Raw genomic sequence first — 23081 nt, forward strand, 5'->3', positions numbered from 1 at the left:
TGTACAATGTAGGTAATAGTGGATTCTGGACGCTGAGGAGAGGTGCATGTTAATGAGTTCCTTTGATAAAACGATGAAATTTAATTTTCCCGAAGAACCATTCGAAAGAGATGTACAAGAAGTATTGTCTCAAGTTTATGTTGCACTTCAGGAAAAAGGTTATAATCCGATCAACCAGATCGTCGGTTATCTATTATCCGGTGACCCGGCCTACATTCCGCGCCATATGGATGCTAGAAACATCATCCGTAAGCTTGAACGCGACGAAATCATCGAAGAATTGGTCAAGTCGTATCTTAAGAAACATCGAGAGGAATACTAATGCGCACAATGGGACTTGATTTAGGTTCAAAAACGATCGGCGTCGCCGTAAGCGACGCGATGGGCTGGACTGCACAAGGATTGGAAACGATCAAAATTAACGAAGCGGGAAATGACTTCGGCTTTAAACGTCTCAATGAAATTATAAAAGAACATGAAGTTTCTAAAATCGTCCTCGGATTACCTAAGAATATGAACGGGACTGTTGGACCGCGAGGCGAAATAAGCCAAGATTTCGCTAAGCGTTTAGAAAGAAAATTCAAGCTGCCGGTGTTTCTCTGGGATGAACGGTTGACAACTATGGCGGCTGAACGTGTCCTTCTTGAGGCGGACGTGAGCCGAAGCAAACGCAAAAAAGTCATTGATAAAATGGCAGCTGTCATGATTCTGCAAGGTTTCTTGGACAGACAAACAAATTCAATATGAGGTGAATGCAAATGGAACACGGTGAAAACAACATTACAGTAGTAGATGAAAACGGAAACGAGCAGCTTTGCGAAATCCTTTTCACATTCGATTCAGATAAATTCAACAAATCTTATGTCCTTTACTATCCGATGTCTGCAGAAGATGAAGAGGAAGAAATCGAAATCCACGCTTCTTCATTCGTACCGAGCGAAGATAATAAAGATGGAGAACTTACACCGATCGAAACAGAAGAAGAGTGGGATCTAGTCGAAGAAATGTTAAATACATTCCTTGACCAGGAAGAAGCCGAAGAAGAATAAAAAAACGAACCTAGCTTCTAAAATGTATCCTTTAGGACATTTTAAAAAACTAGGCAACTTGAAGGAGATGCTGTCTGTATTTTGCAGACGGCATCTTTTTTATGTTCTATAAAACAAATGAAATGATTGAAGTCCAAATCCTCCAAAACCATATGCGATGGAAATTTAACGAAATGCAGGATCGTTTTTTTCATTTATGTACCAATGCAGCTCTATCTTTTTCCTACGAACAAAAGAATAAAAGTTGCTAAGGGACCTAAAACTAAAGAGAGCAAAAACCAATTCAACGCCGTTCTATTTTTACCTTGAGCAAGTCCGGCATTAATGAGTGCCAACGTTCCCCATCCGACAAAATAAGAATTATCCAACCCTTCACACCGCCTTCCCTTTTCATACAATCAATCAAAACCTATTTATATCATTATTCGGTTTTGCGCAATAAATGTCTAACAAAAATATGGAAATTCGTCTAACCGTTAGACGGATGTTGGTAAAAAAAAACGCCTATCTTCCTGGTTGAAAACTTCTGTAACTGACAAAACTAGTGCGTTTTTGCCATAAAAAGAGGAAAAATTCATGTAGTTTCACAAAAAACATGTAATTTTTTGTTGGTTTTAGTATAATGTTCGAAGCAAAGTCTAATTAGAGAAAGCATCATCTAGAAACCATTCTCTAGTTGGTGTGAGTTTGCAGGGGGAATGAAAATGGATGAAAAAGATCATAATTTATCTAAAAAGGAACATATTCAAATGAAACTGTTGGAACGGCAAGGAGAAGCCAGGCTTGTACGTAAAATTATCTTGATTACGATAGCTTCGCTAATTTTATTAATTGGAATCGTTGGTCTCGTGGGCTTTTTATATATTAACTCGGCCATGAAACCCGTCGACCCTGACGATGATACCATCAAGAAAGTGAAAATCCCCATCGGTTCTTCGGTGAACGGCATTTCAACATTGCTTGAAGAGCAGGGAATAATCAAGGACGCACGCGTATTCAAATATTATATTAAATTCCGCAATGAATCCGGTTTTCAGGCAGGGGAGTATAAGTTATCACCATCCATGCCGATCGAAGATATCGTCACAAGCATCAAAACCGGGAAACTGATGAAAGAAGCAGCATTCAAGATTACGATCCCTGAGGGGAAGCAGCTTGTCCAAATCGCCGATATCATTGCCGAAAAGACGGACCAAGAACCGAAAAAAGTCTTTGAGGAATTGAATGATAAGAAATTCGTCAAGTCCATGCAGAAGCAATTCCCGGAGCTATTGACTTCGGAAATCGAAAATGAAAAGGTTCTATATCCGCTCGAAGGATATCTTTTCCCGGCAACCTATGACTTTTACGAGGAAAAACCAAACTTGGATTCGATCGTGACAGAGATGCTGAAGAAAACGGAAGAGACTCTCCAAGCTTATGAATCGCAGATGGAAAAAGATGATTATTCCGTGCACGAGATGCTGACGTTTGCTTCGCTAGTGGAAGAAGAAGCGACGGCACAAGTTGACCGCGGTAAAATAGCCTCCGTCTTCTACAATCGAATCAAGGAGGATATGCCGCTTCAAACGGATCCTACCGTGCTGTATGCAAAAGGTTCCCATAAAAGCAGGGTGTATTATAAAGACCTAGAGGTGAAGTCCCCGTATAATACATATAAGAACAAGGGACTGCCGCCAGGGCCGATTGCCAATGCTGGAGCGACATCGATAGAAGCTGCATTGAAACCCGAGAAAACGGATTTCCTATACTTCTTGGCAACACCAGAAGGAGAAGTCCTTTATTCCAAAAACTTGGATGAACATAATACGAAAAAAGCAGAGCATATTTCCAATAAATAAATGCAGCGTAACGGAGGGGGAGGGATATTACTTTCCCCTTGTTTTTATGATAGAATAGTACAAGTGAATTTTCGGAACCGTTTTATCGGTGATTAGTAACTCGGCGCATGCCGGGTTTTATTTTGAAAGATAGGGAAATGTAGATCGTCAAGCATATATGCTTAAGGCCATTATTAAACGTGCAGGCAATGGAAAGCTGACCGGGCATGTATGACATGGAGTGACCAAGCGCTTTCGTTTTTCTTATAATTGGAGGAAACGTTTTGAACGTAAAAATAGAACAATATCTTCATTCCTTGATTCCAGAGCGTACGGGGTTGATCAAGGAAATGGAAGATTTTGCATTGGAACATAATGTGCCGATCATGGAGCCGGAAGGCATTGAGGTGCTGCTTCAGATCTTAAGGCTTCATCAGCCGAAGGCGATATTGGAGGTCGGCTCCGCAATTGGCTATTCGGCCATAAGGATGGCTGAAACACTGCCAGATGCTAAGATCGTGACGCTTGAACGCAATGAGGCTCGTATAGAGCAGGCAAAAGCCAACATCAAGAAAGCTGGACTATCCAATAGGATCACTCTCATTGAAGGGGATGCCCTTGAGGCAGGGCCGAAAGTAGTGGAACATGGCCCGTATGATATCATCTTCGTGGATGCCGCCAAGGGGCAGTACAAGCGCTTTTTTGAACTGTTTGAACCATTCCTTGCCAAAGCTGGAGTTATCATTACTGATAATGTATTATTTAAAGGCTTGGTTGCAGAAAACATCGAAGAAATGGAAATGACGAGACGTAAGCGAGCTCTCATCAAAAAAATCAGAGACTTTAACATATGGTTACATGACCATCCTCATTTCGATACCGTAATATTGCCGATAGGTGATGGTGTGGCCATAAGTAAACATAGAGGTGACAAAAATGAAAAAGCCTGAATTACTCGTGACCCCGACGACTGTCAATCATATCGCAGAGCTTATCGATGCTGGTGCTGACGCCTTCGTCATTGGCGAACAGCGGTACGCTCTTAGGCTGTCAGGGGAATTCACCCGTGAGGATATCAAGAAAGCGATAGAGATCGCCCATGCCGCAGGCAAAAAAGTGTACGTGTCGATGAACGCCATATTTCATAATGAAAAGGTGGACGAGCTAGAAGACTATGTCACATTCCTAAACGAGGCTGGTGCAGACCGGATTGTATTCGGTGATCCGGCAGTCTTGATGGCAGTCCGAGCCGTTGCTCCTGATATGCCCCTGCACTGGAATACAGAGATGACGGTGACGAACTGGTACACCTGTAATTATTGGGGAAAACGCGGTGCAGTCCGAGCCCTTGCTGCCCGTGAAATAAGTTTGGACGAAATAGTCGAAATGAAGGAAAATGCCGAGGTCGAGCTTGAAGTTCAGGTACACGGCATGACGTGCATGTTCCAGTCCAAACGGACGCTTCTGGGAAATTATTTTGAATACCAAGGCAAGGAATTGGAAGTGGAAAATCGCAAGGAAAGTAGAAATATGTTTCTGCATGATAAGGAACGCGAAAACAAATATCCGATATATGAAGATGAAAACGGTACACATATCATGAGCCCGAACGATATGTGCATGATCGATGAACTGCAGGAATTGATTGAGGCGGAAATCGATTCGTTAAAGATCGAAGGATTATTACAAACTCCTGAGTATATCACGGAGATGACCAAGCTATACCGGGAAGCGATAGATTTATGCGCAGAGGATCCCGACGGATATGAAGATTCGAAAATGGAACTTTATGAAAAAGTCAAAGCGGTTCAGCCGGTTAGCCGACAGTTGGATACAGGCTTCTTCTTTAAAGAGTCGGTTTATTAAAGAAAAGGGTAAGAGAAAGAGGAGGAATAGCCTTGAATGCTATTGCTGATAAAATTTCCAGGATCGTCGATGGAAAGAGAGTCATTGTTAAAAAACCGGAATTGCTGGCCCCAGCTGGCAACTTGGAAAAACTAAAAATTGCCGTCCATTATGGCGCCGATGCCGTTTTCATTGGCGGGCAGGAATATGGACTGCGTTCCAATGCAGGGAATTTCACGTTCGAGGAAATGACCGAAGGCGTCGAATTTGCGAAAAAGTACGGTGCTAAAGTATATGTGACGACTAATATCTTCGCGCATAATGAAAATATCGATGGTCTTGATGAATATTTGGCAGGCCTTCAGGAGGCTGGTGTTCATGGAATCATCGTCGCCGATCCGCTTATCATTGAAACGTGCAAGAGAGTCGCTCCGAAAGTAGAGATCCATTTAAGCACGCAGCAATCCCTTTCGAACTGGAAGGCTGTTCAGTATTGGAAAGAGGAGGGCTTGGAGCGTGTCGTCTTGGCCCGTGAGACAAGTGCTGAAGAAATCCGTGAAATGAAGGAAAAGGTCGATGTCGAAATCGAGGCATTCGTTCATGGTGCCATGTGCATCGCTTATTCAGGACGCTGCACGCTTTCGAATCATATGACGGCGCGTGATTCGAATCGCGGTGGCTGCTGTCAGTCCTGCCGTTGGGATTATGATTTATATGAGCTGGATCAAGATGGGGAAAAGGCTTTATTCGATAAAGAAGATGCTCCATTCGCCATGAGCCCGAAAGACCTGAAGCTGATTGAATCACTGCCGGGCATGATTGAAATCGGCATTGATAGCTTAAAAGTCGAAGGAAGAATGAAATCGATTCATTATATCGCTACTGTTATCAGTGTCTATCGCAAGGCTATTGATGCGTATTGCGCCGATCCCGACCATTTCAAGATTAAACAAGAATGGCTGGAGGAGCTTGATAAGTGTGCAAATCGTGAGACGGCATCATCGTTCATGGAAGGTGAAATTCCTGGGTATAAACAGCAAATGTTCGGGAATCATACCGTAAAGACTCGCTTCGACTTCGCAGGATTGGTGCTTGATTACGACGAGGAAACGCAAATCGCGACGATGCAACAGCGTAACTTCTTCAAGCCTGGTGATGAAGTCGAGTTTTTCGGTCCGGAAATTGAAAACTTTACACAAAAAATCGGAACGATCTGGGATGAGTCAGGCAACGAGCTGGAGGCTGCCCGCCATCCGCTTCAAATTGTCCGCATTCAAGTAGATAATAGAGTATATGTGAGCAATATGATGCGGAAGGAGAATTGATATGACAAGAAAAAAACCAGTGGTCATCGGAGTTACGGGAGGTTCGGGATCAGGGAAAACGAGTGTTACCCGTTCCATTTTTGAATTCTTTCAAGGACACTCGATCTTGATGATCGAACAAGATTATTACTATAAAGATCAAAGTCATCTGCCGTTTGAAGAGCGGTTGAAAACGAATTATGATCATCCGTTGGCATTTGATAATGATTTGTTAATCGAACACCTTAACGCTTTACTGCGCTACGAAACGATAGAGAAACCCGTTTATGATTATTCGATCCATACTCGTTCGGAGGAGGTCATCGCCGTCGAACCGCAGGATGTCATCATTCTTGAAGGGATTCTGGTGTTAGAGGATGAACGCCTTCGTGACTTGATGGACATGAAGCTATATGTGGATACGGATGCGGACTTGCGGATACTCCGCAGGATGACGCGTGACATTAAAGAACGCGGCCGTTCCATAGAGTCCGTCATCGATCAATATATCAGTGTCGTCCGCCCGATGCACAACCAGTTCATCGAACCGACGAAACGTTATGCCGACATCATCATTCCTGAAGGTGGACAAAACCATGTTGCGATTGACCTCATGGTGACTAAAATACAAACAATCCTTGAACAAAAGTCTTTTTTGTAATAACATAGCATAAATAATGATAGGCGCCATTTTCCTCCGTTTTTGAAATAATCCCATTTATTTAGGGGGAAATACTGGACAAATGCTGGGAAACGCAATACTCTATTCTTGATACAGAATGAACCGGCTGTTCAACGCAGTCGGTTCATATATTAAAGAACGGTTGTTCCTTAGTATCGGTTGTGCGTGTTTTTTAAGTCGCGCACTTATATATTTTGACTCAAGGTTTTAGAGTTAAGCACTATATCGTACATAAACTTGGCATAAAGAATTTGAAGGAGTGAAGGGTTTTGGCAATTGAAAAAGAATATCCAATGACTAAAGAAGGAAAGTTAAAACTTGAACAGGAACTGGAACAATTAAAAACGGTTAAACGGAAAGAAGTAGTGGAGAGAATCAAGATCGCCCGCAGTTTCGGGGATCTTTCCGAAAACTCCGAATATGATTCCGCTAAAGAAGAACAAGCATTCGTTGAAGGCCGCATCACAACGATCGAAAACATGATCCGTAATGCAAGAATCATCGAAGGCAATGATTCGAATACAGATACAGTTTCGCTAGGCAAGACGGTAACATTCGTAGAACTTCCAAACGGTGACGAGGAAACATATTCCATCGTAGGGAGCGTTGAAGCGGACCCATTTGACGGGAAAATCTCCAATGATTCTCCAATCGCGAAAAGCCTGATAGGGAAAAGGGTTGGCGATAAAGTATCGATCCAAACACCTGGCGGCGAAATGAGCGTCAAGATTGTATCCATCAGCTAATTAACGGATTTTAGAGGGTGTCCTTAGGGCATCCTCTTTTTTTTGCGGGCAAAAAGTTGTTTGTAATTGTTTAAAAATTCGCACCTCGTCAACAATGTTTACGAGGTGTATTTTAATGAAAAAGAAACGAATGAGGTTGCTGGCATTTCTTTTGACCGCTTGCATGCTGATACTCATAGGCAGGCTTGCTTACATTCAACTCGTATCGACAGAATCTTTTTCAAAGCATGATGTAAATCTAATAGAAGCAAGCGTGGAGCAGCGGTCACAAATACTAAAGATTGATGACGGACGTGGAAAGTTCTATGATCGAAATGGGGAGCCGCTTGCTCATGAAGAAATCCCCACGCTCGTGCTGTTTCCGTTTCTGAAAAAAATGACATGGCCTATAGATGAAATCGCTTCGATAATCGGCAAATCGGAAAGTGAGCTGAAACGGGCAATTGAACAAGCGGATGAACCATTCGTATTCGGCGGGGATGATCCGATAGAATTGACGGCAAGCCAATCGAAGGCCATTAACCAATTGAAGATCCCAGGGGTCTTTGCCGTGAACGAAAAGCTGTATCACAATCAAACACCTGCAGCGCAATTGATCGGCACGACGAATATATCGGATGCCGAGAAGAAAAAACGGTATCCGGACATGAATTTATCTCCGGAAACGAAAATAGGCAATTCAGGACTGCAAAGGACCTTTGATGAGTTTTTGCTATCGAATGGTGAATCGAAGCTCGTCTTTCACGTGGATGCAAGCGGCGGCCCGATGTTTGGTGTTGATGTGAAATACGTGGAACCAGCCAACCCCTTATACCCCGTGAAGGTCGTAACGACGATTGATAAAGAAATACAGGAAAAGGCGGAAAAGCTGGTAGATGAACGCGGCATAAAAAAAGGCGGACTCGTACTGATCGATATCAAAAAAAGTGAAATCGTCGCCATGGTATCTCGTCCGGCCATGAACATTAAAGATCCGAATGGCTCAGGAGCGGTCAATATGATGCTGACGCAAAAAGCACCAGGATCCGTCTTTAAAACGGTTACGGCTGCTGCTGCCATCGATCATGAAGCGGCAAGCCCGTCCAGGACATTCAATTGTAACTTGACGATTAAAGGAAAGACGGATGAACAGAGGGAGTTGGGGATGCTGAATTTCGAAAGCAGCTTTGCCCAAAGCTGTAACAGGACATTTGCCGAATTGTCACAGGAAATCGCCGAAAAGGAACCTGACTTTCTCGAAACGTATGCGGAAAAGTTAGGCTTGATTGGTGAAACGGGCTGGCAAGGTGATGTGTATCATACGAAAGTCACTCAGTTGTACCATGAACAAACCGGAAAGGTCTGGAACGACGATGATTCCAAGAAAAATTCCAACATGATTGCCCAAACCGCCATAGGCCAGCAAAATGTCCAAACGACACCGCTCGCGATAGCGAACATGATGGCCACGATTGCCCGTGGAGGCAAGAAGGAACAAGTGAAAGCCGTTTCCAAGGTCGAATTCAATAATAGTACGACTGTGGTGGACTTTAAGGATCAAAGCATGGGAGGCGAGACCCTTTCTCCCTACACAGCGATGAAGATGCAGCATCTCCTTAGGAAGGTTGTGACGGAAGATAAGGGGACCGGTGCTTCCTTAAGAGATTTGCCTGTGGAGGTTGCGGGCAAATCCGGTACAGCTCAAACGGTAATTAAAGAAGGGAAGTCCCAAAAGCTTAATAAATGGTTTGCGGGCTACTTCCCATATAAAAATCCCCAATATGCGCTAGTTACCGTAAGTTTTGAAACGGAGGAGAATAGTTCCAGCATGACGCCGCTTTTCTCAGATATTGTAAAAGTTTTATACTCCAAGAACCAGGACTGATACGAGAATTGGCGAAAAGTGTAGGAAACCATTCCCTTCTATCTGTGGCTGAATCATGTTAAAATGGGGCAGTAAGAAATGGTAAGGGAGGAATGGAGCTTGGGCTCAAGATTCAATCAGCGAGATCAAAAAAGAAAAATAAATAAAATATACAATATCGCAATTACGATCGTTTCCATTTTAATCGTCGTTGTTGCCATCACCATCTTCTTAAGTGATGGCGATACGAAAGCGGATCCAACCACGACTGAACCGAAGAAAATTGCCGATAAAGATAAGGGCAAGGTGGACAAACCTGCCGGAAAAGTGGAAGAAAAGGATTCGGAAAAGGACACGGACGAAGATCTTCCTGCAAAGGAGGAAGAAGAAGTAGAGACTGCCGAGGATGATGCCGCCTCGGATACGGCAGGAGATGCCGAGCTTGTGGAAGTGGAAGGCAGCGGGGATGGCAATGTCGCGTCCACCTATACGAGTGAGGATTGGAAGCCAGTCGGTACCGAGCAATCCGGGGAACATACGACAAGCTTTCAAAAGGGCTCCGCCGACTGGAATGAAATGAGTAAAGCGATTGCGCTCGGAGCTGGTATCGATGAAGGCAGCCTGAGGATGTGGTGGCTTCAAAACGGCGGTTCGCCCAACAAGGCTATCGGTACCGTTTCTGATGGTGACAATCCAAAAACCTATCGCGTCCATATTGAATGGGTGGATGGTTCAGGGTGGAAACCTGTAAAAGTCGAAGAATTGAAGGTTAATGATAAACGGAAATAGCCAGTAAGCCCCCGGAAGAACTCTCTTTCCGGGGGCTTTTCATGATGGTCATTTTTTTGCTTTGAAGTGAACGACGGCACTATAAAAACGTCTGCCTTCCTCGCTTACATACATTTGGTGCGAGACGGAATGAACCTGGAGCATGATCGCTTTATTGATTTCAATTTGTGCTTGGATTTTTTCTTCGAGATTCTTGATGCTTTCTGCCTCAAAAAACTCTATCTTATCTTCGAATAGGTTTAAGTCAAGCTGAAAATTCACAGTAACTTCCCTCCAACATTTTAGATACTGCTAGTGTAACACCTATTTAGCCCAATCTAATACTGAATGAGGGATTTTTCCTAAAAATACCGACACTCTTTTTTTTATTATTTCATATTATACTTATAGGATTTATTGTATTATAATAAAATCAGGCTTAGTTGGGTGTATGCCGTATAGTGGATTTGCCTAGAAAACAAGCACTATTTTTGCGTTTAATTCATATTATACTTATAGGCTTTATTATATTATAATAAAAAGGTGATAAAAAATGGGCAGAGAATTTTTGGAGTTATTTGAGGAATGGTCGAAATCGTATGATGATACTGTCGGTGGACACGATATTGAATATCAAGAGGTCTTTAAACATTATGACAAAATCTTGGATAGCGTGACGGATCGGGTACATGGTCATGTTCTGGAGTTCGGCGTCGGTACCGGGAATCTAACGAAAAGGTTATTGACAAAAGGCCTTAAGGTTACGGGGATTGAGCCTTCACCTGCGATGAGGGAGATTGCGGCCGGCAAGTTGGGCGCTGGAACGGAGCTTGCCGATGGCGATTTCATGGATTTCCCTGAGCCGGAGCAGGTCGATTCGATCGTGAGTACGTATGCGTTTCATCATTTAACGGATGAAGAAAAAGAAAAAGCGATAGCCAGCTATGGAAAGTTACTGAATACTGGTGGTAAAATAGTGTTTGCCGATACGATGTACCAATCAAAGGAAGCGCATGAACAAGCGATTTCCGATGCAAAGCAGGCAGGCTTTCATAATTTGGCGAACGATTTGCAAACCGAATTTTATACAACCATTCCTTTTTTGGCAAAAGTGCTAGAAGAACATGGTTATAAAGTGAACTTCGAGCGCTGCAATCAGTTTGTCTGGATTATGGAGGCGGAAAAATTATAGGAAGAGGTATGTACTAATGAAAGTAGCCATAATCGGAGCAATGGAAGAAGAAGTTACGATTTTACGTGATAAATTGGAAGGTTTGGAGCAGGTGACCATTGCCGGTTCTGAATTCAATACAGGGAAACTGAACGGTGTCGAGGTCATTTTGCTTAAATCCGGCATCGGCAAAGTGAATGCGGCGATGTCAACTGCGATCCTTTTGGAAAAATTCAAACCGGATGCAGTCATCAATACTGGTTCTGCAGGCGGTTATCACGAAGCGCTTAACGTAGGGGATGTAGTCATTTCTACCGAAGTTCGCCACCATGATGTCGATGTGACGGTTTTTGGGTATGAGTATGGCCAGGTTCCACAACTGCCGGCAGCCTTCATCCCAGATGAGAAGCTTTTTGCCCTCGCAGAAGAAGCGGCTAAGGAAATTAAAGATATACAAGTGGCGAAAGGGTTGATCGTGACGGGGGATTCGTTCATGAATGATCCTGTCAGGGTCGAGTTCGTAAGAGGGAAATTCACGGATCTTTATGCAGTGGAAATGGAAGCGGCAGCGATTGCACAGGTAGCCTACCAATTCCAAACACCATTTGTCATCATACGTTCCCTATCGGACATCGCAGGTAAGGAGTCCAATATTTCCTTCGATAAATTCCTGGAAACGGCGGCCCTTCATTCAGCGGATCTCATTTTGAAAATGGTTGGGAAAATGAAATAAACGAGCAGTGATCAGCGCGAGTCTCTCCGCTGATTACTCTTTGGTTTTATAACTCACTAAGTTGGTAGGGAAACTATGAAAGGATGTACGAATATGAAGGTCTTTCAAAACATACATGAGTTGGTCGGGAAGACACCCCTGATGGAAATCACCCATTTCCCGCTTCCGAATGAGGTCCGCATCTTTGCCAAGCTGGAATACTTCAATCCAGGAGGCAGTGTGAAGGACCGTCTCGGTCAGGAGCTTTTAACGCAGGCGTTGCAAACCGGGAAAGTGAAAAAGGGCGGAACGATCATCGAACCGACTGCCGGGAATACCGGGATCGGACTGGCGCTGGCGGCGATAAACAGTGGCGTCGAGGTGATATTTTGTGTACCCGAGAAATTCAGTGCCGAGAAACAGGAATTGATGCGTGCTCTTGGAGCAAAAGTGGTCCAGACCCCGACAGAGGAAGGGATGACAGGGGCGATATCCAAGGCCAAGGCATTGCTTGCCGAAATTCCCGGGTCGTATTGTCCTCAGCAATTTGCCAATCCTTCCAATCCTGATGCCTATTACAAAACGCTGGGTCCTGAAATTTGGGAACAGCTGGATGGCGAGATTGATGTTTTTGTTGCCGGTGCCGGGACGGGAGGGACCTTCATGGGAACATCGCGTTATTTAAAAGAAAAAAAGGCTGCGGTCAAAACGGTCATTGTCGAACCAGAAGGATCGATCTTGAACGGAGGCGAAGCGGGACCTCATGAAACAGAGGGAATAGGAATGGAGTTTTTACCCGCTTATATGGATGAATCGTACTTTGATCAAATTCATACGATAAGCGATCGGCAAGCGTTCGCCATGGTCAAGGAATTGGCAATGAAGGAAGGGCTGCTAGTCGGCAGTTCTTCCGGGTCGGCATTTGCTGCAGCACTGGATGAAGCGGCCAAGGCAACCCCTGGGACGAATATCGTCGTCGTTTTCCCCGATTCCAGTGAACGTTACTTAAGTAAAAATATTTATCAGGGAGGAATGTAAAATGAGAAAGAAAACACAATTGATCCACGGTGGCATTTTTGGTGATGAAGCAACAGGTGCCGTTTCGGTGCCGATCTATCAAGTAAGTACTTATAAACAAGATGGTCCGGGGGATCATCGGGGATATGAATATTCTCGTACAGGCAATCCTACCCGCCATGCTCTTGAGGAATTGATAAAGGATCTTGAAGAAGGAACAAGAGGATTCGCCTTTGGTTCAGGGATGGCAGCTATGACAGCGGTCATGATGCTGCTGAGCAATGGTGATCATGTTTTGATGACGGATGATGTTTATGGAGGTTCCTTCCGGGTGATGACGAAGGTGCTGAACCGCTTCGGAATCGAAGCTTCATTCGTCAATACGAGTGACATAGATGCGATTCAAGACGAAATCAGGGACAATACGAAAGCGCTGTTCATCGAAACTCCGACAAATCCATTATTGAAGATTACGGATCTGGAAGCCGTAGCAAAAATAGCGAAGGCAAACGACATCCTCACGATTGTGGATAATACCTTCAGTACGCCATACTGGCAGAATCCACTTAAGCTTGGTGCGGATATCGTCCTGCACAGCGCCACGAAGTACCTGGGGGGGCACAGCGATGTTGTAGCGGGCCTTGTCGTGGTGAATGACGAAAAAATCGGCAATGACCTTCACTTCATCCAAAACTCTACAGGAGGCGTGCTAGGGCCTCAAGACTCGTGGTTACTGATGCGAGGCATCAAGACACTCGGAATCAGGATGGAAGAGCATGAAAAGAATACATCCCGGATCGTTGAATACTTATCCGGTCATGAAGGCGTTTCGAAAATCTATTACCCTGGTCTCGAAAGCCATCCAAATCATGAAATAGCGAAGAAACAATCGCGTGGCTTCGGAGGCATGGTTTCATTTGATGTCGGCAGTGCCGAAAAAGCCGCATCCGTCTTGAGTAAAGTGAAATACTTCACGCTGGCTGAAAGTCTAGGAGCAGTGGAGAGCTTAATTTCCGTGCCGGCTTTGATGACGCATGCTTCAATTCCAGCAGAGCGCCGTGCAGAGCTTGGAATAACAGACGGGCTGATTCGCATTTCCGTTGGCCTGGAGGACGCAGAAGACCTATTGGAAGACTTGGAGCAAGCGCTAAGAGCATAAACGGAGTCATTGCCGCTTTATAAGCTTACTGCCATTATTTACACCCTGAGATTTGGAATAAATATGGTAGAATAAGATATCGATAACTTATCAGCTTGAAAGAGGTGGAATGGCATGGAAAACCGTAAAAACGAAACGGCGGCAATGCTGCGTTCGAAGGTGGCGGATTATAAGCAATTTGGAATCACCTTGCTATGTGTGGGTTCGTTTTTCTATTTAGGAACCATCCTTCCTTCTGGCGACAAAACGATGATTGACACATATGCCTATATGGGAGCGACGACCATGTTCCTTGGTGTATCCATATTATTTTTCCTTTTATCAAATAAACACAAGAAGGTCTTGGCAGAAATGGATGACCAGGATTCTTTACAACAATAGAATCAGGATACAGGCTGCAGACAAATTTGTCTGCGGTTTTTTTGTTAGTTAAATATTTCGTTTTACTCTGCATGAACACTAAGGCAGGCTCTCCATTTTCAATAGTTTTGTTTATGTCCGTTTCATTCCACTGTGTGAAAACGAGATGGAATCCTGACTGTCCAAAGTATTGGAGAATCTGGACTTCGACCGCTTCATTCACTGCAGGCACTCCCTAATCCAGAGGCGGTCCGTGAGCCTCCTCGCCTTTCAGCCTGCGGGGACGCGCGTTGACGCGCATCTCCCTCAGGAGTGTCGTTGCCTTCCGTTTCATTCCACTCTCCCAGAGACGGTTCGTGAGCTTCCTCGGCGTTGCCGCCTGCGGGGCTTCACATAGATGCGCTTTTCTCGCAGGAGTCTCGTATCTTCCACCACAGGGGCTAAGTGTGATTGTTGCAAGGATTTATCCTTATTATGGCCACTTTTTTTTATAAAAGCTTTTGAAAATGGGAAAAAAGAAAGAAATTTCAAAAAAATAGGCAAAAGCTGTTTACAAAATTCTGATTTATGGATATACTTACCAAGTAATAAAAAATATTCCAAGGGAGGTCGAAGAAAATGAATTTGTATCTATATGGAGTCGTCACTAATCAAATGATCTGGACTGTTTCAATTGACAATCAAATACGATTCGACCTGTGCCACGCGGAATATTTCTAAAGCAAATGGGCTTTATTAATCATTCAGACATAGCGGCCGCGGGGAGAAGTCTTTTATCCTGCGGCCTTTTTATATTTTTTTTGAAAAGGCTGCAGGAGGACATAACTTTCTGCGGCCTTTTTATGCCTTTTTGCGGGGCCGCACCCTAAAAGGAGGTGATATTTATGACATTGAATATGCTTTTTTTCACAATTACAATAAAAATGAAAAAAATGACTGCCGAGGAATGCATGCAGCAGGAGAGAATCAACAAAATTCGTGAAGAACATCTCGACAAAGCGATCAAGCATCGTCCTTTTTTCTAAAATGTGTGGTGTTGGACTTACCAAAAATTCAATGAAAGGTGGAGGTAAATATGATGAAATTGATTTATGTAAAAGGAGTAAAGCGTTGCTACTGGCAGGAGAAGGATACCGGCTAACGGAATGTTCATGGTCTTGGTTTGACCGTGCGATTAACGGATTTCAGTCGGTGAATTGTTCAGGATAAAAGGAAAAACTCGGCTATTGGCCGAGTTTTTTCTGTTTTAGCAGCATGGACTTTGTCCGCCATACCCATATCCCGGGAACCAACAGAACCCAAAAATGAGCAATGCAATCAACAGGACGATAAACAGACCATACCCGTATCCATACCCGCCATAACTTGGTGGCGGAGCCGAATGCCCATAGTTGCCGCAACCGTATGGTCCATGGTTATATCCCATTTTAAAATCCCCCTTTCCTTAAAAATTCCCTTTTATTATATGAATGATTGTTTTTATCCGTTTGGGAATTCAACCATTGCGTTACAAACATTTCATGCTTTCCTGATTTCTTTTATTGGGACAGACACGAACGAGCCCACTGCTGCATAGGTATGAATAGGGAAACCAAAGAAACGGGGGATGAAACCAATGCCCGGAATACTTACAGTTGTCGGATATATCATCAAAGAATTTTACTTATTTGTTTCCTATGTGAAAAACAATGCTTTTCCCCAGCCTTTATCGTCACAGGATGAAAAGAAATACTTGAAGCTTATGAGCGAGGGTGATGGTGATGCCCGGAATATCTTGATTGAACATAACCTTAGGCTTGTTGCCCATATTGTCAAGAAATTCGAGAATACGGGCGAAGATACGGAGGATTTGATTTCGATTGGGACGATTGGACTGATAAAAGCGATTGAAAGTTATTCGGATGGAAAAGGGACGAAGCTCGCTACGTATGCGGCGCGATGTATCGAAAATGAGATTTTGATGCATTTACGTGCGACAAAAAAAACGAAGAAGGATATTTCCTTGCATGACCCGATTGGCCAGGATAAAGAGGGAAATGAAATCAGTTTAATCGATGTACTGAAATCGGAATCCGAAGATGTCATCGATACGATTCAGCTCAATATGGAAATTGAAAAAGTGAAAAAATATATTGATATTTTGGATGAACGGGAAAAGGAAGTCATTGTAGGCAGATTCGGACTTGACTTGAAAAAGGAAAAAACGCAGCGGGAAATCGCTAAAGAGCTAGGGATTTCCCGCAGCTATGTATCAAGGATCGAGAAACGTGCGTTGATGAAGATGTTCCATGAATTTTATAGGGCAGAAAAAGAAAAGGAAAAGAAGGCTAAAGGTTAAAGGAAATGAGCGACTAAAGAAAAGCGTGCCGTGAAAATCCGCGGCACGCTTTTTTGCTTTAATATTTATTTCGGATCATATCAGCAAATGCATGATATATCTCGACTCCCTGGAATAGGAACAGACGTGAGGCGGTTAAAGAAAATACCCCTATCATAATAAAACGAAACCACATATGAATCACTCCTCGATTTTATTTTTTTTGATAAAATGTCAGAGTGTGCGGTTACGTAATTCGCCTGAAAAAACACGGGACTGAGATATCGTCTGCGGAGATTCGAATGATAATGAAGAAAACCTAAAAGGGAAACTTCAAAAACAAGAATAATGATGAGCGCCTTAATGGAACTTAAGGTAGGGATGAAAGGCACTTTCTTATCGGCCTTTTCCGAATGGTGCACATCGGTATGTTCTTCAAGGGTTAGCTGTTGTGCGTACTGATGGAACTGAGCGGGCACGGTCCATAGAAGGAGGATGATGGCAGACAGCTGGATGAAGAATTTCATATGAACACCCCTTTCCCGAAGAATATATTCATCATATCACTCTTTTAATCTAAGTTATAGAAAAATGTGTTGGAAATAAACTGAAAATTCCTTTTAGTTAGAAAAAATCCGAATTAACCTCTATAATGAGATTATTGATAAAAAGGGGGAAAAGCAAAATGGGATATGCTTTAACATGGGATTTGGATATTTTTTTTAAAGGAGGAAGCTCTTCCGTTGAGTTCCTGAATTTTTTAGATGAAATCAAGGAAGAGGTGCAAGAACTTGACCTGCTTGTAGGCCATATCAATCCAGCAGAAAAAGATGAAAGCCATTTCATCAAGGCATTCGATCTACTGAAAAACACCAATATGAAATCGGCGCAGGCCAGCGCCTTCATCGGATGCCTGGTAGCTCAAAATACACAGGATAAAAAGGCGGGAGAGCTGCGGATCAAGCAAATGAAGATCGTCGCGTCCCTCAAAATGGTTATAAGCAAGCTTGATGAAAAGCTGATCCAGCTTGATGAAGCGTTTTTTCAGAAAATGCTCGACAAAGAACCGTTGAATGAATTGAAATTCGTGGTGAACGAACGTCGCGAAAGGGCAAAGGAAAAGCTTTCGGTGAAGGAAGAGGCATTAATCACCGAATTGTCCATGGACGGATTCGAAGGCTGGAGCCAAATGTATGATACGATCGTCGGTTCCATGTCCATTCCTTACAAAGGGGAGATGCTTTCGGTAGGCCAAGCGGCGAATAAATTTTCGGATCCCGATCAAAATGCACGGAAAGAATTGTTCGCAGCTTGGGAACAGGCTTGGGAAGAAAAAAGTGATCTTTTTGCCAGGACTTTGAACCATTTGGCTGGATTTCGTCTCAGTGTGAATGAAAAAAGGGGCTGGGATGATATTTTGAAAGAGCCGCTTGAAATCGGAAGGATGAATAAAGACACTCTCGAGAGCATGTGGAATGTCATTGCCGATCATAAGGAGCCGCTGGTGAGGTTCTTACAGAGGAAAGCGGAGTTACTGGATTTGGATAAATTGAGTTGGGCGGATCTGGATGCACCGCTCGCGGTTACAGCAGAGTCCAAAGTGATGAATTATCAAGAAGGCGCAGACTTCATCGTGCAGCAATTCTCTAAATTCGGCACGCAATTAGCAAGCTTCACTCAAAAAGCCTTCGAAGACCGCTGGGTTGAAGCGGAAGACAGGCCTGGTAAGAGACCTGGGGGATTTTGTACGGGCTTCCCGTTACATAAGCAGTCGAGGATCTTCATGACGTATTCAGGCACACCTTCGAACGTGTCGACATTGGCTCATGAGTTGGGGCATGCGTTCCATTCCTATGCGATGAAGGATATCCATCCGATGAATCGTTCATATGCGATGAACGTGGCTGAAACCGCCTCTACGTTTGCTGAAATGATCGTTTCGGATGCAGCAGTAAAGGAGGCGGCCAGTGAGGAGGAAAAGCTGGTGCTATTAGAAGATAAAATTCAGCGCTCCGTAGCTTTGTTGATGAATATCCATGCCCGCTTTTTATTCGAGACCACATTTTATGATGAGCGGAAACAAGGCTATGTCAGTGCCGAACGATTGAATGAGCTGATGAATGTTGCCCAAAAAGAAGCATACGGTGAAGCATTAAGTGATTATCACCCAACGTTCTGGGCTTCAAAGCTCCATTTCTATATTACAGGTGTGCCATTTTATAATTTCCCGTACACATTCGGATACTTATTCTCCTTGGGGATCTATGCGAATGCCCTGAAGGAGCCTGCTGGATTCGAAGAAAAATATATCGCCTTATTAAAGGATACCGGTTCGATGAAGGTCGAAGATTTGGCAAAGAAGCATTTGGGCGTCGATTTGACGACACGGGATTTTTGGGAAGAAGCGGTTCAAGCCTGCATGGACGATGTCGAGGAATTCATGCGCCTTACCGATCCGCTTGTCAAAAAAGCGTAGGTCCCATTAAAGGGGCAATGGTAACAAAAAAAGCGGATGTCCTTATCAGGACATCCGCTTTTCCATTTAAACTTTCTTCAATTTAAATGGACTGACCATCAGTAATGATAATATAATCATGAGGGATAAGAAAAAGGCCGGATGGAAATATGGGATGGCCAGATAGCTTAGCGTTACGATGCAGCCGGCGACCGTAATGGGCACCCCTGTAAAGTAACCATTGCTTTCGCTGATATTGAAGCGTGCGAGGCGGAATGCACCGCAGCCAATATAGAAAACGGTGAAGATTGTGCCAGGGGCTCCGAATTCTATTAAAATTCCTTGGTATAATAATAGAGCGGGTGCGACGCCGAAAGATATGATGTCACACATGGAATCAAGTTGCTTCCCCAATTCCGATTCAATGTTGAACTTCCGTGCAACCATACCGTCAAAGCGATCTGCAAGGGCAGCCAGGAAGATTAATAGCAGGCTTAAATTCAATTGGCCGTGCATCACGGCAATTATTGCAAATCCACCAAGGGATAAATTCATTAAAGTAAGTATATTTGCTGTTTGGGCTTTCACTTTTTTAATGGTTTGATCTAGGGCGTGTAGAAAAAACATCTTTTCACTCCTTTCAATTGAAACATAAATAAAACAAAAATATAGTAAACATAAGTGTTTATTATATAATAATATTTTATTTAACACAATTTATGCAAGGTATTTTTGAATAATTTTACAATTTGGAGTGGATTTAATTGTATCAAGCTTTGTATCGTATCTTGATTGAACTGACGAATGGAAGATATTCATCAGGAATATTAAAGCATTTTAGCCAATCTCACTTGAGCAGGCCCCTAATTTTACTATTTGTAAAAACTTTTAACCTTAATCAACAAGAATTCGGAAAGGATATAAAGGCATATTCCAATCTGCACGAGCTATTTACAAGGAAGCTGAAGGCGGAGGCCAGGCCGATTACGGCTGCCCCTTTTGCAGTGGCATGTCCAGTGGATGGCGTTCTCGAGGATGCGGGGGAAATCTTTGCAGATAAAAAAATCGTCGTTAAGGGAAAGGTATATTCAATGGAGGAGATGCTCGGGGATGAGGGTGTCTTGGAGAAGTATCTGGGCGGAAAATATCTCGTGTTATACTTAAGCCCAAGTCATTACCATAGAATTCACTCACCGATCAATGGTGCCGTAACCAAACGTTGGACGCTTGGGAGAAAATCATATCCCGTTAATAAATGGGGGCTGAAATATGGAAAAGAGCCTTTGTCAAAAAATTATCGGACAATAACTGAACTGCAAAATGAGACAGGAAGCTTGGCGATGGTGAAAGTCGGAGCGATGTATATCAATTCGATCGTCATTACCGATCAGTCGAAGCAATTGGAGCAAGGTCAGGAGTTTTCTTATTTCAGCTTCGGCTCGACTGTAGTCCTCCTTTTTGAGAAAAACAAGTTTGAGCCCGAAGGAAGCCTGTCCATACCCGCTGATGTCCGTGTTGGTGAAACGATCGGATATATGAAGGCGGTCTAAACTAAAAATAAGAAGGCTGACATCTGATGTCAGCCTATGTATTCCATATTAAAATAAGGATCGGATTTTATGTGTCAAGGCTCTTCGATGAATTTCCGTTTCTATGAGGCGGATGAATTCGGTACTTAGTTTTAAATTCTGCGCTTTAAAATAGGATTCCAGCAACAGGTCATCAGATAGTTTTTGCATCAGGACGCCAATTACGGCTGCTCACCTCCAGTAGGAATTGCGAGGAATAATTTAGTGTTTTCTTACATATATTGATAAGTCTTCCTTGCTGTACCCCTACTCTATCAGAAATAAACACGGAGAACAATCGTTCTGTTATCCACAGTCAAAAGTGGATAACCTGTGGTTAAGATGTTTACAAAGTGGCCGAAATGGTACCGGTCAGCATGGAAAATGTTAGTAAAGTTATCCACAGGCTTGGGGAATGAAATTTTTGTCGAAATCTTTTCGGAATAATTAGGTCTTTCGTTCCGCTAATTTTCCTTTCTTTCTTAAAAATGCCTTCCCATATTTGAAAACTTACATTATGATGATTTTTTACCGTCAGCCCCGCTTTCCTAAATTTTTTTGAAAGTAAGCCGAAAATTCGATATGATGGAGACGGTAAATTTTAATGAAAATATAGAGGTGCCAATATGCTTAAATTATTTTTGCCGAGTGAACATGTTAAAAGCATTTTTAATATAGATCCTCAAGAATTGAAGAAAAAAGGGATAAAGGGAGTCATTACCGACTTGGATAATACTCTCGTTGAATGGGATAGGCCTACGGCGACACCAGATTTAATTAAATGGTTCGATAATATGCGGGCACACGGGATTTTAGTGACGATTGTATCCAATAATAATGAAAATCGGGTCCGGTCTTTTTCCGATCCACTTCACATTCCGTTCATACACCAGGCGAGGAAGCCAATGTCGAGGGCCTTCCATAAAGCCCGTAAGGCGATGGGATTGAAGCTAGAGGAAACGGTGGTAATTGGCGACCAGCTATTGACGGATGTATTGGGAGGGAACAGAGGGGGCTTCCATACGATCTTAGTCGTTCCTGTTGCCCAGACTGATGAGTTCAGGACGAAAATCAATCGTTATTTTGAAAGAAAGATCATGGCGTTTTTTAAACGAAAAGGAATGATAAAATGGGAGGATCACAATTGAACAATCATCAAGAATTAGTATGTATCGGCTGCGGCGTTAAGGTCCAGACGGAAGATCCGAAAGAATTGGGCTTTGCGCCTCAATCAGCTTTGGAAAAAGAGACGATCGTTTGTCAGCGCTGCTTTAAATTGAAACATTATAATGAGGTTCAGGATGTATCCTTAACAGACGATGACTTCTTGAAAATCTTGAATAAGGTCGGCGAAACCGATTCCTTGATCGTCAAGGTTGTCGATATTTTTGATTTCAATGGAAGCTGGCTCCCGGGCCTTCATCGATTTGTAGGAAGAAATGATGTTCTTTTGATCGGAAATAAGGTCGACTTATTGCCGAAGTCGGTGAAACCGAATAAATTGATTAACTGGATGAAGCAATCGTCAAAGGAATTGGGGCTGAACCCGGTTGATGTGCTGCTTGTCAGTGCAGACAAGGGGAAGCACATCCTTGAAGCGGCCGATGCGATTGAACGGTATCGCAAAGGGAAGGATGTTTATGTCGTGGGCTGTACGAATGTAGGTAAATCTACGTTCATCAACCGTCTTATAAAAGAAGTGAGCGGTGAAGGTGATATCATCACGACTTCGCACTTCCCGGGCACGACTTTGGATATGATCGAAATTCCTTTGGATGATGGACAGGCATTGATCGATACGCCGGGAATCATCAATCACCACCAAATGGCGCATTACGTCGACAAGCGGGATTTCAAGGTGATTATGCCGAAGAAGGAAATCAAGCCGAGAGTGTATCAGCTGAATGAGGCCCAGACGCTATACTTTGGCGGATTGGCTAGATTGGATTACGTTTCAGGCGGAAGGCGGTCGCTCACTTGCTACCTTTCGAATGAATTGAATATCCATCGTACGAAATTGGAGAAGGCCGATGAATTGTACCGAAATCATGCTGGCGAATTATTGACGCCTCCACGTCCTGAACAAATCGAGGAATTTCCGAAGCTGGTTCCACATGAATTCTCCTTGAAAGATGGTAAAATGGATATTGTGTTTTCTGGTCTTGGCTGGGTGACGGTCAATGAGCCGGGAGCCAAAGTCGTTGCACATGTCCCAAAAGGGGTCAATGTCATCGTTCGAAAATCATTAATCTAATATAGGGGTCG

27 protein-coding genes are annotated in these 23081 nt (G+C 43.4%); 22 read left to right on the plus strand and 5 right to left on the minus strand.

Annotated elements, in window-relative coordinates; genetic code table 11:
* Positions 1-52: 52 nt before the first annotated feature.
* The 3 genes from ASU00_RS01345 to ASU00_RS01355 are packed head-to-tail and all read left to right on the plus strand — an operon-like array spanning position 53 to position 1049.
* Positions 53-322, plus strand: a complete 270-nt coding sequence (locus tag ASU00_RS01345) for an IreB family regulatory phosphoprotein (RefSeq protein WP_057911835.1) — start codon at positions 53-55, stop codon at positions 320-322.
* Positions 322-747 carry a Holliday junction resolvase RuvX gene (gene ruvX, locus ASU00_RS01350; RefSeq protein ID WP_057911643.1) on the plus strand — a complete coding sequence of 142 codons (426 nt, stop codon included), beginning with the start codon at positions 322-324 and terminating at the stop codon, positions 745-747. Before ASU00_RS01345 ends, ruvX begins: the two co-directional genes overlap by 1 nt.
* An 11-nt stretch (positions 748-758) precedes the next feature.
* A complete protein-coding gene (locus ASU00_RS01355; protein ID WP_034308630.1) occupies positions 759-1049 on the plus strand; it encodes a DUF1292 domain-containing protein in 291 nt (96 codons plus the stop codon).
* 212 nt (positions 1050-1261) lie between these two features.
* On the opposite strand, the gene ASU00_RS25730 is transcribed toward ASU00_RS01355, so the two are convergent.
* Positions 1262-1417 carry a hypothetical protein gene (locus ASU00_RS25730; RefSeq protein WP_169792901.1) on the minus strand — a complete coding sequence of 52 codons (156 nt, stop codon included), beginning with the start codon at positions 1415-1417 and terminating at the stop codon, positions 1262-1264.
* 330 nt (positions 1418-1747) lie between these two features.
* On the opposite strand from ASU00_RS25730, the gene mltG reads away from it, so the two are divergent.
* The 8 genes from mltG (at position 1748) to ASU00_RS01395 (ending at position 10078) form a co-directional block, all read left to right on the plus strand.
* A complete protein-coding gene (mltG, locus tag ASU00_RS01360; RefSeq protein WP_057911644.1) occupies positions 1748-2890 on the plus strand; it encodes an endolytic transglycosylase MltG in 1143 nt (380 codons plus the stop codon).
* A gap of 263 nt (positions 2891-3153) precedes the next feature.
* On the plus strand, positions 3154-3819 hold the full coding sequence (locus tag ASU00_RS01365; RefSeq protein WP_236712561.1) for an O-methyltransferase: 666 nt from the start codon (positions 3154-3156) through the stop codon (positions 3817-3819).
* Entirely contained in the window at positions 3806-4735 is a 930-nt protein-coding gene (locus tag ASU00_RS01370; RefSeq protein ID WP_057911646.1) for a peptidase U32 family protein, read from the plus strand. The genes ASU00_RS01365 and ASU00_RS01370 overlap by 14 nt, the downstream gene beginning before the upstream one ends.
* 32 nt (positions 4736-4767) lie before the next feature.
* On the plus strand, positions 4768-6039 hold the full coding sequence (locus tag ASU00_RS01375; RefSeq protein WP_057911647.1) for a peptidase U32 family protein: 1272 nt from the start codon (positions 4768-4770) through the stop codon (positions 6037-6039).
* Position 6040: 1 nt separating this feature from the next.
* Complete coding sequence (udk, locus tag ASU00_RS01380; protein WP_057911648.1) at positions 6041-6679, plus strand: uridine kinase; 639 nt, start codon at positions 6041-6043, stop codon at positions 6677-6679.
* A 290-nt stretch (positions 6680-6969) separates the two neighbouring features.
* The gene (gene greA / locus ASU00_RS01385) at positions 6970-7446 is read left to right on the plus strand and encodes a transcription elongation factor GreA (protein WP_057911649.1); all 477 of its coding nucleotides are present in this window, start codon (positions 6970-6972) and stop codon (positions 7444-7446) included.
* A 115-nt stretch (positions 7447-7561) separates the two neighbouring features.
* Complete coding sequence (locus ASU00_RS01390) at positions 7562-9310, plus strand: peptidoglycan D,D-transpeptidase FtsI family protein (protein ID WP_057911650.1); 1749 nt, start codon at positions 7562-7564, stop codon at positions 9308-9310.
* A 99-nt stretch (positions 9311-9409) separates the two neighbouring features.
* Entirely contained in the window at positions 9410-10078 is a 669-nt protein-coding gene (locus ASU00_RS01395) for a YrrS family protein (RefSeq protein ID WP_057911651.1), read from the plus strand.
* A gap of 48 nt (positions 10079-10126) precedes the next feature.
* Here ASU00_RS01395 and ASU00_RS01400 read toward each other — a convergent pair whose 3' ends face one another.
* Positions 10127-10339, minus strand: a complete 213-nt coding sequence (locus ASU00_RS01400) for a DUF2536 family protein (RefSeq protein ID WP_057911652.1) — start codon at positions 10337-10339, stop codon at positions 10127-10129.
* A gap of 271 nt (positions 10340-10610) precedes the next feature.
* On the opposite strand from ASU00_RS01400, the gene ASU00_RS01405 reads away from it, so the two are divergent.
* The 6 genes from ASU00_RS01405 (at position 10611) to ASU00_RS24270 (ending at position 15501) form a co-directional block, all read left to right on the plus strand.
* Positions 10611-11249 (plus strand): class I SAM-dependent DNA methyltransferase, encoded by a 639-nt coding sequence (locus ASU00_RS01405; protein WP_057911653.1) that lies wholly within the window; start codon positions 10611-10613, stop codon positions 11247-11249.
* Positions 11250-11265: 16 nt separating this feature from the next.
* Positions 11266-11961: a 5'-methylthioadenosine/S-adenosylhomocysteine nucleosidase gene (gene mtnN, locus ASU00_RS01410; RefSeq protein ID WP_057911654.1), complete on the plus strand. Its 696-nt coding sequence runs from the start codon at positions 11266-11268 to the stop codon at positions 11959-11961.
* 93 nt (positions 11962-12054) lie between these two features.
* Complete coding sequence (locus ASU00_RS01415; protein WP_057911655.1) at positions 12055-12978, plus strand: PLP-dependent cysteine synthase family protein; 924 nt, start codon at positions 12055-12057, stop codon at positions 12976-12978.
* Between the two features lies 1 nt (position 12979).
* Entirely contained in the window at positions 12980-14116 is a 1137-nt protein-coding gene (locus tag ASU00_RS01420; RefSeq protein WP_057911656.1) for a bifunctional cystathionine gamma-lyase/homocysteine desulfhydrase, read from the plus strand.
* Positions 14117-14230: 114 nt separating this feature from the next.
* Entirely contained in the window at positions 14231-14497 is a 267-nt protein-coding gene (locus tag ASU00_RS01425) for a YrhC family protein (protein ID WP_057911657.1), read from the plus strand.
* Positions 14498-15360: 863 nt separating this feature from the next.
* Positions 15361-15501: a YrzI family small protein gene (locus tag ASU00_RS24270; protein WP_082630104.1), complete on the plus strand. Its 141-nt coding sequence runs from the start codon at positions 15361-15363 to the stop codon at positions 15499-15501.
* A 221-nt stretch (positions 15502-15722) separates the two neighbouring features.
* Here the strand turns inward: ASU00_RS24270 and ASU00_RS01430 are convergent, their stop codons facing one another.
* Positions 15723-15902: a hypothetical protein gene (locus tag ASU00_RS01430; RefSeq protein WP_057911658.1), complete on the minus strand. Its 180-nt coding sequence runs from the start codon at positions 15900-15902 to the stop codon at positions 15723-15725.
* A gap of 189 nt (positions 15903-16091) precedes the next feature.
* On the opposite strand from ASU00_RS01430, the gene sigK reads away from it, so the two are divergent.
* Together sigK and ASU00_RS01445 are read left to right on the plus strand one after the other, a co-directional pair.
* Positions 16092-16814, plus strand: a complete 723-nt coding sequence (sigK, locus tag ASU00_RS01435; RefSeq protein WP_034308596.1) for an RNA polymerase sporulation sigma factor SigK — start codon at positions 16092-16094, stop codon at positions 16812-16814.
* 664 nt (positions 16815-17478) lie between these two features.
* On the plus strand, positions 17479-19269 hold the full coding sequence (locus ASU00_RS01445) for a M3 family oligoendopeptidase (RefSeq protein ID WP_057911660.1): 1791 nt from the start codon (positions 17479-17481) through the stop codon (positions 19267-19269).
* Positions 19270-19335: 66 nt separating this feature from the next.
* On the opposite strand, the gene pssA is transcribed toward ASU00_RS01445, so the two are convergent.
* Positions 19336-19875, minus strand: coding sequence for a CDP-diacylglycerol--serine O-phosphatidyltransferase (pssA, locus tag ASU00_RS01450; RefSeq protein ID WP_057911661.1), 540 nt, complete (start codon positions 19873-19875; stop codon positions 19336-19338).
* A gap of 137 nt (positions 19876-20012) precedes the next feature.
* Here pssA and ASU00_RS01455 point away from each other — a divergent pair, with 137 nt between their 5' ends.
* A complete protein-coding gene (locus ASU00_RS01455) occupies positions 20013-20798 on the plus strand; it encodes a phosphatidylserine decarboxylase (protein ID WP_057911662.1) in 786 nt (261 codons plus the stop codon).
* A gap of 48 nt (positions 20799-20846) precedes the next feature.
* Here the strand turns inward: ASU00_RS01455 and ASU00_RS01460 are convergent, their stop codons facing one another.
* The gene (locus ASU00_RS01460) at positions 20847-20987 is read right to left on the minus strand and encodes a sporulation histidine kinase inhibitor Sda (RefSeq protein WP_057911663.1); all 141 of its coding nucleotides are present in this window, start codon (positions 20985-20987) and stop codon (positions 20847-20849) included.
* A 455-nt stretch (positions 20988-21442) separates the two neighbouring features.
* Between ASU00_RS01460 and ASU00_RS01465 the strand changes: the two genes are divergently transcribed.
* Together ASU00_RS01465 and yqeH are read left to right on the plus strand one after the other, a co-directional pair.
* Complete coding sequence (locus ASU00_RS01465; protein ID WP_057911664.1) at positions 21443-21964, plus strand: YqeG family HAD IIIA-type phosphatase; 522 nt, start codon at positions 21443-21445, stop codon at positions 21962-21964.
* Positions 21961-23070 (plus strand): ribosome biogenesis GTPase YqeH, encoded by a 1110-nt coding sequence (yqeH, locus tag ASU00_RS01470; protein ID WP_377363989.1) that lies wholly within the window; start codon positions 21961-21963, stop codon positions 23068-23070. The genes ASU00_RS01465 and yqeH overlap by 4 nt, the downstream gene beginning before the upstream one ends.
* Positions 23071-23081: the final 11 nt, after the last annotated feature.

This window comes from Peribacillus muralis, assembly GCF_001439925.1.
Classification (GTDB): Bacteria; Bacillota; Bacilli; order Bacillales; family DSM-1321; genus Peribacillus; species Peribacillus muralis.

What these genes read in the sequence shown, in the direction of transcription:
- ASU00_RS01370 (WP_057911646.1), top strand. Translation starts at nt 3,806, where the DNA reads ATGAAAAAGCCTGAATTACTCGTGACCCCGACGACTGTCAATCATATC.
- ASU00_RS01465 (WP_057911664.1), top strand. Translation starts at nt 21,443, where the DNA reads ATGCTTAAATTATTTTTGCCGAGTGAACATGTTAAAAGCATTTTTAAT.
- ASU00_RS01415 (WP_057911655.1), top strand. Translation starts at nt 12,055, where the DNA reads ATGAAGGTCTTTCAAAACATACATGAGTTGGTCGGGAAGACACCCCTG.
- pssA (WP_057911661.1), bottom strand. Translation starts at nt 19,875, where the DNA reads ATGTTTTTTCTACACGCCCTAGATCAAACCATTAAAAAAGTGAAAGCC.
- mtnN (WP_057911654.1), top strand. Translation starts at nt 11,266, where the DNA reads ATGAAAGTAGCCATAATCGGAGCAATGGAAGAAGAAGTTACGATTTTA.
- udk (WP_057911648.1), top strand. Translation starts at nt 6,041, where the DNA reads ATGACAAGAAAAAAACCAGTGGTCATCGGAGTTACGGGAGGTTCGGGA.
- ASU00_RS01425 (WP_057911657.1), top strand. Translation starts at nt 14,231, where the DNA reads ATGGAAAACCGTAAAAACGAAACGGCGGCAATGCTGCGTTCGAAGGTG.
- ASU00_RS01445 (WP_057911660.1), top strand. Translation starts at nt 17,479, where the DNA reads ATGGGATATGCTTTAACATGGGATTTGGATATTTTTTTTAAAGGAGGA.
- ASU00_RS24270 (WP_082630104.1), top strand. Translation starts at nt 15,361, where the DNA reads ATGACATTGAATATGCTTTTTTTCACAATTACAATAAAAATGAAAAAA.
- ASU00_RS01430 (WP_057911658.1), bottom strand. Translation starts at nt 15,902, where the DNA reads ATGGGATATAACCATGGACCATACGGTTGCGGCAACTATGGGCATTCG.
- ASU00_RS01390 (WP_057911650.1), top strand. Translation starts at nt 7,562, where the DNA reads ATGAAAAAGAAACGAATGAGGTTGCTGGCATTTCTTTTGACCGCTTGC.
- ASU00_RS01355 (WP_034308630.1), top strand. Translation starts at nt 759, where the DNA reads ATGGAACACGGTGAAAACAACATTACAGTAGTAGATGAAAACGGAAAC.
- ASU00_RS01405 (WP_057911653.1), top strand. Translation starts at nt 10,611, where the DNA reads ATGGGCAGAGAATTTTTGGAGTTATTTGAGGAATGGTCGAAATCGTAT.
- mltG (WP_057911644.1), top strand. Translation starts at nt 1,748, where the DNA reads ATGAAAATGGATGAAAAAGATCATAATTTATCTAAAAAGGAACATATT.
- ASU00_RS01345 (WP_057911835.1), top strand. Translation starts at nt 53, where the DNA reads ATGAGTTCCTTTGATAAAACGATGAAATTTAATTTTCCCGAAGAACCA.
- ASU00_RS01460 (WP_057911663.1), bottom strand. Translation starts at nt 20,987, where the DNA reads ATGCAAAAACTATCTGATGACCTGTTGCTGGAATCCTATTTTAAAGCG.
- sigK (WP_034308596.1), top strand. Translation starts at nt 16,092, where the DNA reads ATGCCCGGAATACTTACAGTTGTCGGATATATCATCAAAGAATTTTAC.
- ASU00_RS01420 (WP_057911656.1), top strand. Translation starts at nt 12,980, where the DNA reads ATGAGAAAGAAAACACAATTGATCCACGGTGGCATTTTTGGTGATGAA.
- ruvX (WP_057911643.1), top strand. Translation starts at nt 322, where the DNA reads ATGCGCACAATGGGACTTGATTTAGGTTCAAAAACGATCGGCGTCGCC.